Source organism: Actinospica durhamensis, from assembly GCF_018139695.1.
GTDB lineage: Bacteria > Actinomycetota > Actinomycetes > Streptomycetales > Catenulisporaceae > Actinospica > Actinospica durhamensis.
This window is the reverse complement of sequence record NZ_JAGSOG010000314.1, coordinates 1-9179: the sequence shown is the minus strand read 5'-3', so window position 1 is coordinate 9179 and position 9179 is coordinate 1. Positions and strand designations below refer to the sequence as shown.

Annotated in this window: 9 protein-coding genes; 6 read left to right on the top strand and 3 right to left on the bottom strand. The window is 70.2% G+C overall.

From position 1 onward, the window contains the following. Both KDL01_RS35680 and KDL01_RS45655 read left to right on the top strand, forming a co-directional pair. Positions 1-362: substrate-binding domain-containing protein (locus KDL01_RS35680; protein ID WP_212533120.1), on the top strand; the 362-nt coding region annotated here is incomplete at its 5' end. Between the two features lie 226 nt (positions 363-588). After that, positions 589-2709, top strand: coding sequence for an RICIN domain-containing protein (locus tag KDL01_RS45655; RefSeq protein WP_212533119.1), 2121 nt, complete (start codon positions 589-591; stop codon positions 2707-2709). 107 nt (positions 2710-2816) lie between these two features. Here KDL01_RS45655 and KDL01_RS35670 read toward each other — a convergent pair whose 3' ends face one another. Further along, positions 2817-2969, bottom strand: coding sequence for a hypothetical protein (locus tag KDL01_RS35670; RefSeq protein WP_212533118.1), 153 nt, complete (start codon positions 2967-2969; stop codon positions 2817-2819). 240 nt (positions 2970-3209) lie between these two features. Continuing rightward, on the bottom strand, positions 3210-4073 hold the full coding sequence (locus tag KDL01_RS35665) for a serine/threonine-protein kinase (protein ID WP_212533117.1): 864 nt from the start codon (positions 4071-4073) through the stop codon (positions 3210-3212). A gap of 174 nt (positions 4074-4247) precedes the next feature. Between KDL01_RS35665 and KDL01_RS35660 the strand changes: the two genes are divergently transcribed. The 3 genes from KDL01_RS35660 to KDL01_RS35650 all read left to right on the top strand — a co-directional run bounded on the left by KDL01_RS35660 (position 4248) and on the right by KDL01_RS35650 (position 6276). Next, positions 4248-5057 carry a G1 family glutamic endopeptidase gene (locus tag KDL01_RS35660; RefSeq protein WP_212533116.1) on the top strand — a complete coding sequence of 270 codons (810 nt, stop codon included), beginning with the start codon at positions 4248-4250 and terminating at the stop codon, positions 5055-5057. Positions 5058-5266: 209 nt separating this feature from the next. Then, positions 5267-5626 (top strand): YciI family protein, encoded by a 360-nt coding sequence (locus KDL01_RS35655; protein WP_212533115.1) that lies wholly within the window; start codon positions 5267-5269, stop codon positions 5624-5626. Between the two features lie 68 nt (positions 5627-5694). Continuing rightward, a complete protein-coding gene (locus KDL01_RS35650) occupies positions 5695-6276 on the top strand; it encodes an NUDIX domain-containing protein (protein WP_212533114.1) in 582 nt (193 codons plus the stop codon). On the opposite strand, the gene KDL01_RS35645 is transcribed toward KDL01_RS35650, so the two are convergent. Further along, complete coding sequence (locus tag KDL01_RS35645; protein WP_212533113.1) at positions 6246-7151, bottom strand: hypothetical protein; 906 nt, start codon at positions 7149-7151, stop codon at positions 6246-6248. The genes KDL01_RS35650 and KDL01_RS35645 overlap by 31 nt on opposite strands. 492 nt (positions 7152-7643) lie before the next feature. Here KDL01_RS35645 and KDL01_RS35640 point away from each other — a divergent pair. Beyond that, positions 7644-9179 (top strand): discoidin domain-containing protein (locus KDL01_RS35640; protein WP_212533112.1); only part of this gene is annotated, 1536 nt, incomplete at its 3' end.

The window sequence follows — 9179 nt, the reverse complement described above, 5'->3', positions numbered from 1 at the left end:
CCGGAGCCCCGTACGGCAAGGCGATGGGCGCCACCGCCGCGCACGCCCTGTTCGCGCAGGCCGAACGCCCGGACTCGATCTACTGCTTCGCCGACGTGCTCGCCCTCGGCGCCCTGCGCGCCGCCCACGAGTGCGGTCTGCGCGCCCCGGACGACTTCGGCCTGGCCGGATTCGACGGCATCGACGAGGGCAGATTCTCCGTTCCCACCCTGACCACCATCGCCGTGGACTTCGCCGACCTCGCCAACGTCGCGGTCACCGCGCTGGTCGAACGCATGCGCTCGGACACCACCATCCCGGACCGGGAACTGCGCTGCCGCTACGAGCTGATCGTCGCGGAGAGCTCGCAGCGCAAGGCCTGATCGGGCGGGCGGTCGCGGTGACGAGGGCACCGGCGCCGCCGCCCGATCTGCTCGCAGGGCTCGGCGACAGGGCTTGACCGACCCGAGGCTTCACAGGTACAACGTAGGAACCTCGGCCCGGCCGAGCGCGGGCGGTGTGCGGAATCGCCCGCAGTTCCACCGGTGATTGTTCCTGCCCTACTCTCGGCTCCCTCCGGTCATCCCCTCTCGGAAACAAGGTGATCCCGTGCGTCACCGACGCCGCATGCGCCGCCGTTCCTCCCTCGTCGCCTTCCTGACCTTCCTCACCAGCCTGTTCGGGCTCAGCGTGCTGACCGCCGGCCCCGCGGCCGCGGTCACCACCGGAAACGGCTCCGTCGTCTACACCTCCCCCGCCCAGGGCACGTTCCCGGACAAGGGCGGCGCGACCTACGCCAAGATCGTCGTGCTCAAGCACAACGGTTCCTCCAACGGCGACATCATCGTCACCTACGACCAGCTCACCTACGTCAACGGCGTGCAGGTCTACCCGATCTACCGCAGCACCGACAACGGCGCGACCTGGTCGCTGCTGACGAACGTGGTGCCCTCCAACGACTTCTCCACGCTCACCCGCACCTCGCAGCCGTTCCTCTACGAGCTGCCGCAGGCCTCTGACGGACTGGCCGCCGGCACGCTGCTGCTGGCCGGGAACATCATGCCGAGCGACGAGTCGAGCACCCGCATCGTGATCTACAAGAGCACGAACCAGGGCGCGTCCTGGAGCCTGCTGAGCACCGTCGACACCGGCGGCCCGGCCACCTACGACCCGAGCCCGACCTCGACCACGAGCTCGATCTGGGAGCCCTCGCTCAACCTCGACGCCAACGGCGACCTGGTCTGCTACTTCTCGGACGAGCGGCAGAAGGTCTACAACAGCAGCGGCGTGGACACCTCCGCCAGCATCCTGCAGGCCGTGTCCTACCGCGTGTCCACCAACGGCGGAACGAGCTGGGGCACCGAGGGCAACGTCGCGGCCATCCCCGACGACAGCGACCGGCCCGGGATGATCACCGTCACCAAGATGGGCAACGGCCAGTACATGGCCACCTACGAGGTGGTGAACGAACCGAGCCAGAGCCTGAACACCGCCGAGGTGTACTACAAGCTCTCCAGCGACGGCATCACCTGGAGCGCGAGCAGCCTTGGCACCCAGATCAAGCTCGCCAACGGCCGCGGGCTCGGCTCCTCTCCCTATGTGAAATGGGTCCCGGCCGGCGGCCCGAACGGCATGGTGATCGTCTCCTCCAAGTGGGCCGTGGACAGCACCGGCAACATCAGCGGCGGCCAGAACTTCTACGTGAACTACAACTACGGCCAGGGCCCGTGGGAACAGCTGCCGTACGCGGTGACCTACGACGCCTCCGACACGCAGGGCGGCTACTTCGCCGGGTTCGCGCAGTCCTTCGACACCAGCACCGACGGCCTCACGCTGTATCAGGCCACGAACGTGGAGAACACCACCAGCGGCCAGAACGACGTGCACGTCGGCAGCATCCCGCTCAACGCGCACCACTACGAGGCCGAGCGCGCCACGCTCACCGACACCTCGCTCGTCTCGCAGGTCGACGCGGACGGCGGCGAGAAGGTGGGCAACATCAACAACTCGGACAGCTCGGTGTCGTTCACGCACGTCAACGTGCCGACCGCGGGCACCTACACGGTGAACGTGCGCTACGACAACGGCGAGGGTTCGACCAGCACCCAGTCCGTCAGCGTGAACGGCGGCACCGCGATCACGGTGAGCTATCCGGCCACGGTGGACTGGAACCGGTACGGGTGGGCACAGTTCAGCGCCACCCTCAACGCCGGGAACAACACGATCACCTTCACCCACGCGTCGAGTTACGCCGAACTCGACTCCATCGACGTCTATCAGACCGGAGCCGCGTCGTACGGCGAGTTCAAACTCGTCAACCGCAACAGCGGCCTGTATCTCGAGACCCCGTCGGCCAGCACTACCTCCGGTACGCAGGCCGACCAGTGGGGCGACACGAACAACCCGACGCAGGTGTGGCGCATCACGCCCACCTCGTCCGGCACCTCTTACACGCTGACGAACCTCAACAGCGGCAAGCTGCTCGACGTCAGCAGCGCCTCGACGGCCAACGGCGCGGCAGCGGTGCAGGAGCCGTCCTCCGGTGCGACGTCGCAGGACTGGACGTTCACCGCGACGGACTCCGGCTACGGCTACGTCAAGAACGTCAACAGCGGCCTGCTGCTGGAGATCTATCAGAACTCCACGGCCGACGGCGCGGTCGCCGACCAGTGGGCCTCGACCGGATACAACTGCCAGCAGTGGCTGCTGACCAAGCAGTCCATCCAGTAGGCCGGTAGCACCCCAAGCCCGTCGCCGGACCGTTGCCGCTCGTCGTGCCCTCGACGCCAACGGTCCGGCGGCGTTTTGCCGTGCGTGGCCGGGTCCGGCGGCCTCGGCTAGGTCCGGCGGCGCTCTATCAACCGATAGACGTTCAACGCGGCGGCGACCACCACGGCCGCCCCCGCGAACGCGCACATGTAGAACCCCGGCAGCGGATGCACGTTCGACACGCCGAGCTGCAACCCCCAGACGAACAGATCGCTCAGCATGTCCGCGTGCACGGTCCAGACCTCGCCCCCGGTGAAGCCGCCGTAGGTCGGCCCGCCGGTGACGGCGCCGATCTAGTGCGCCAGCATGCCGATGAACAGGAGAAAGAACGCGATCACGGCCGTGACGCCCGACGCGCCGCGCACGACATTCAGCGTCTGCTCACACTGCTTCTCGCGCTGCTCCTTCTGTTCCTGCTGTTCCTGCTGCTCCTGCTGCTCCTGCTGCTCCTGCTGCTCCTGCTACTCCGTCTGTTCCTGCTCTGCCTCGGTCTTCGTCCGTTCCGGAGCCGCGCTCAGTTCTGGGGCCGGCGCCGGCGCCGGCTTGCTCGCGGCCAGCATCCGTTGCGCCGTCGGCACGTCGGGGCGCTCGTCCGGGTTCTTGCGCAGCAGGGCCAGGATCAGCTCTGCCAGCCGGCCGGCCCGCCGCAGCTCCTCGACCGACCCCGTCGCGGCGGCCGGACGCACGCCCTGCGCCAACTCGTACAGGCTCACGCCGAGGGCGAACAGGTCGCCCGCCGGCAGATCCCGCCCGGCCAGGCGCTCCGGCGCCATGTACGCCAAGGTCCCGACGACCAGGTTCCGCTTCGTCAGGGTCGTGTCATCGGTGTGCTTGGCGATCCCGAAGTCGGCCAGCAGGATCTCGCCGCCCCGAGTGCGCATGATGTTGGCCGGCTTGACGTCGCGGTGCCGGATGTCCAGCTCGTGCGCAGCGCCGAGGGCCGCGAGCACGCCGGCGGCGACGCGTTCGACCTCCGCGACCGGCAGCGGCCCGCGTTCGGCGAGTTCCTGCGCCAGCGAACAGCCCTCGACCAGATCCGTCACCACCCAGGGCACGCCGTCCTCGACGAAGGTGTCGAGGACGGCGACGACGTTCGGATGACGGCGCAGGCGGACGGCGTTGCGGGCCTCGTGCAGCGTGCGGGCCGCGGCTTCGGCGCGCTCCCGCTCGGACGCGGCCGGGTCGAGGCCGACCTGCTTGGCCGCCACCGCGATGTGCAAGACCTCGTCGAAGGCGCGCCACACCCGGCCCTGACCGCCCGCGGCCAGCTGCGCCTCGAGCCGATACCGGCCGTGCACCACGCTGCCCTGGCGTATCTCGCGCATCCTCGCCCCTGGCCGCCGAAACCGTGAACCACGCCACACATTTGTAGCAGTTCTCTGATCCGCCGCGCGGCGCTAGAGTCCTCCGTACCCACCACACACGGCACACCGGCGACGCGGCCCGATCGGCCCTGCCCGTCAGGATGCTGTCACCTTCACCCACGAAGGGGTCTACCCATGGTCAACCGTACCCTCAGCGCCCTCGGCGTCCTCGCCCTCGCCGTCGGCGCGCCCGTCCTGGCCGGTCCGGCCAGCGCCTCCGCAGCTGCCGCGGGCGTGCACGGCCGGGCCGTCCCCGGCGGCCTGTACAAGCCCGCGACCGGCACGCACCTGAACGCGGCCGCGACCGGCGCCACCCACGGTCGCACGACGCTGAACTACTCGTCGAACTGGTCCGGCTACGCCGTCACCGGCTCCACCTTCACCACCGCCACCGCGACCTGGGTGCAGAACGCCGCGTCGTGTACCAGCGGCGACGGCTCGACCGACATGTCCCCCTGGGTCGGTCTCGACGGCTTCAGCAGCTCCACCGTCGAGCAGACCGGCACCTCCGCCGACTGCAACGGCGCGAGCGTGGACTACTACGCCTGGTACGAGATGTACCCCGCCAACTACGTCACCATCAACAAGACCGTCAAGGCGGGCGACAACTTCACCGGCACCGTCACCAACACCTCGGGCAAGACGTACAAGCTCACCCTGACCGACAACACCCAGGGCTGGACCTACAGCGTCAGCAAGTCGCTCTCGGCCAGCAACTCCTCCGCCGAGGCCGTGATGGAGATGGCCGCGAACAACCTGACGAAGTGGTCGGGCACCGACCCCTTCACCAGCTTCACCGTCGACGGCCAGCCGGTCGGCTCCTTCTCCGCGTCGCCGTACACGGTCTACCAGATGGAGCTCGAGAACGGCAGCACCATCTGCGACACCACCTCGGCCCTGAGCAGCAACGAGAACTTCACGGAGACGTGGCTCAACGCCTGCTGAGACCCCTGTTGAGGTAGCGGCCGAAGCGCCGAGCCTCGATGCGGCGCGGTTCCCGTCGGCGGGAGCCGCGCCGCGTCCGTTCTCGCCGGCCGCGGCCAGTGCGGCCCGGTGCGGCCCGGTACCGCCCGGAGTGTCGGACCCGACCGCCATGATGGTCCGTGCAAGGGTGCTGCCGAGCGCCGAGCCGGGCCTGGAGATGGAGTCACGCGATGCCGCAGTATCTGATTTCGTTCGCCGAGGGCGCGATGGTCTTCCCGGAGGAGGATCTGCCGGACGTGGCCGCGGCCGCGCGCGCGGTGATCCGGCAGGCCAAGGAGGCCGGTGTGTTCGTGTTCACCGGCGGCCTGACAGAGCACGACGAGGCGAGCGTGGTGGACACCGACGGGACGGTCACCGAGGGCCCGCACCCGAAGAACGACCAGTACCTCGGCGGATTCGCGATCATGGACGTGCCCACCCGCGCGCAGGCGCTGGAGTGGGCCGCGAAGATCGCCGTGGCCTGCCGCTGCGCCCAGGAGGTCCGCGAGATCATGCCCGACCCCGAGGTCTACCGCGGGCCCGTCGCCTGACCGCAGCCCCGCCTTCACCTGATCGCGAAGCCCGCCGCCCAGCCGAGGGCGCGGCTAGAGTCGTGTCCATGATCGAGGAGACCTCCCCCGCGCCCCTGCCCGAGCACGAACTCGTCGCCACCGCCTCGACCGTCGTCTACGCGAACCGCTGGATGACGGTACGCGAGGACAAGACGCTGCGGCACGACGGGCGCGAGGGCATCTTCGGGCTCGTGGACAAGCCGGACTTCGCCCTGGTGGTTCCCTACTCGGCCGGCGGGTTCCATCTCGTGGAGCAGTACCGGTACGCGGTGGGGGCGCGGTACTGGGAGTTCCCGCAGGGGTCGTGGGAGACCAAGCCCGACGCCGATCCGCTCGAGCTCGCGCGCGGAGAGTTGGCCGAGGAGACCGGGCTGCGTGCCGCGACGATGACGCCGCTGGGGCACCTGTTCGAGGCGTACGGGTACTGCAACCAGGGCTTTCATGTGATCCTGGCGACCGATCTGACCCAGGGCGAGCCGGATCTGGAGGAGACGGAGCAGGGGCTGATCAGCCGCTGGTTCTCCGAGGACGAGGTCTGGGGGCTCATCGCCGACGGACGGCTGAAGGACGCGCCCTCCATCGCCGCGCTGGCGCTGTTTCAGCGGCACCGGGTCTCGACGAGCGCGTAGCGGTGCAGCCGCGTCCCGGCCGCACGGCTGACCCGGATGACGTCGCGCACGGGGAGTACCTTGCGCGGCGTGGACCACAGCTGCGAGGGCTTGTTCAGCGCCCAGCCGCCGCCGAGTGTGACGGCCGCGTGCTGCGCGGCGCCGTCGGGGTCGCGCCAGACCAGCACGGTTCCCGGGTCCGCGTCGTGGCCGCGGTCGGCCACCGGCCGCGCGTGCGTGGCGAGCCAGTCCTCGAACGGTTCGGGCATCATCCAGGCCGTGGCGGCGCCGGGCACCGCGGCCGCGGCCATGACGGTGCCGAAGCAGTTGGGACCGCTGCCGGGGTGGAACGTGCCGGCCAGCGCACGGGCATCGGGCAAGACTGGCGCTGCGCGTTCCCACACCGCGTCGGACACCTCGCCGTGGCGGCTGGGCAGCAATCGCTGGATGCGGTCGAGGATCAGCCCGAGCAACGCGTCGTCCACTTGCTCGAGCATCGACGGCCACCACACGAACCGGTGCCCGTCGGCCTGGCCGAGCAGGTCCGCGTCCGGAAAGTGGCCGGCCCATGCACGTACTGCGGGAACCAGGCCTCGGCGATGCTCCACCTGCGCACGCACCAAGAGCGCGCGGACCGCGCGTGGCGCGGCGTGGAAGGTCGGCTCGTCCAGCCACAGGACCCGTAGATGATCACGGGAGACACGCCAGAGCGCGTACGTGTCGCGCAGTTCGTCGGAGATCGCGCGCTGACGCCACGTGGAGAGGTCGAATCCGCCGTGTACGTCGCACTGTTCTGCCTGTTCTTCGGACAGGAAGAACGGCTGTTGTCCGGGCGCGAGCCAGCCGAGCCAGCGCTGACGCAGGTCCGCGCCGACATCGATGTTGTGCATGCGCATGAAGACATCCTAGGAACGGCTTCAAGCGAATATCGCCCGGGCCGCGATCCGCCTGATCTTCGCCAGGAGTCCCGGTTCGGACGTACCAGGACACGTCGAAGGCCGACGGGCACGCCGCCGAGCCGGCCGGTCCCGGGACCGGATCCGGATATTGACAGCGGCGGGCCGGGGGCGTAGACATCCGAGTGGGAGAGCGCTCTCCCGCTGTGGCCCGCGCGGCCCCACCCGACGCGGCTCCCCCGCCCGGTTCGCGTCCGTTCGCGGCCGACCGGGCGGGAGGGCAGGTCGGCGCGCGGTCACAGGCCCCTGACCCGCACGTCGCACCCGACCGCCCGCCTCACCGCACTCCCGTGAACACGCCTGCGCGCACCCGTGCAGGCACGCCGCGAAGGGTGTGCCCGGTGCCCCGAGAGAGCGCTCTCAGGGCCCGGGGAAGGGCCGGCCGGGCGCGGCCTGGATCGACCGTCCCTACCAGCTCCCCGGGAGCCACCGATGACCGCATACCTCTCCGGCCCGATGCCGCGCCGGAGACGACTCAGCAGCCTGCCTCCACGCGCCCGCGCCTCGGTGGCCGTGCTCGTCACCCTCGCCCTCGCGTTCGTGCTCGCCGCGGTGCCGCTCTACGCCGCGCACGCGGCGACCGCCGCCGCCTGCGGCACCACCGACCTCGCGCTGAATCAGCCCACGACCGCCTCCTCCCTGGAGAACGGGGCGCAGTTCCCCGCGTCGGCCGCGACCGACGGGAACACCGCCACCCGGTGGTCGAGCGCGTTCAGCGATCCGCAATGGCTCGCGGTGGACCTCGGGTCCACCCAGTCCGTCTGCGGCGTCTCGCTGAACTGGGAGAGCGCGTACGCGACGGCGTTCCAGATCCAGACGTCCACCGACGACGCGACCTGGACCACGATCTACTCCACCACGACCGGCACCGGCGGCGTGCAGAACCTGAGCGTCACCGGGACCGGCCGCTACATCCGCATGTACGGGACGGCGCGGGCCACCGGGTACGGCTACTCGCTGTGGGAGTTCGACGTGTACGGCGGGACTTCCGCCTCCGCGTCCGCCTCGCCCTCCGCCACGCCGAGCGCTTCGACCAGCGCGTCCGCGTCCCCCTCGGCGTCGGCCTCCGCGTCTGCGTCAGCCTCCGCCACCCCGTCCGGTGGCACGACGATCCCGACGGAGAACTGGAACACCGTCTGGAACGCGAGCTTCAGCGGCGCGGCGGGCACGGCCCCCTCCTCCACCGACTGGATCGAGGACACCGGCACCAGCGCGCCGGGCGGCCCGGCCAACTGGGGCACCGGGGAGGTCGAGACGATGTCGAACTCGACCTCGAACGTCTACCTCGACGGCAGCGGCCACCTCGACATCACGGCCCTGGACTCGGGCGGAGCCTGGACCTCGGGCCGGATCGAGTCGCAGCGCTCCGACTTCGCGGCGCCGGCCGGCGGCATGATGGAGATCTCGGCGTCGATCAAGCAGCCGAACCCCACGGCCGGTGTCGGCTACTGGCCCGCCTTCTGGACGCTCGGCTCGGGTGACCGCACCGGCGGCACCTGGCCGTCGATCGGCGAGACCGACATCATGGAAGACGTCAACGGGCACAGCGAGACCTCCTCGACGCTGCACTGCGGGGTCGCGCCGGGCGGGGCCTGCAACGAGTACACCGGCCGCACCAGCGGCATGCTCGCCTGCGCGGGCTGCCAGACCGGGTACCACACCTACACCGAGATCATCGACCGCAGCGTCAGCAACGAGCAGATCCGCTGGTACCTCGACGGCCAGGAGTACTGGTCGGTGAGCGAGGCCCAGGTGGGCCAGGCGGCCTGGCAGGCCGCGATCGACCACGGGTTCTTCATCATCTTCGACCTCGCCATCGGCGGATCCTTCCCGAACGCCGACTGCGGCTGCACCTCGCCGAACGTGCAGACCTCCTCCGGCGGCACGCTCAGCATCGGCTCGCTCTCGGTGCAGACCGCGGCCGTGAACGCCGCTCCCAGCCAGCCGACCCCGCCGACCACCCCGCCC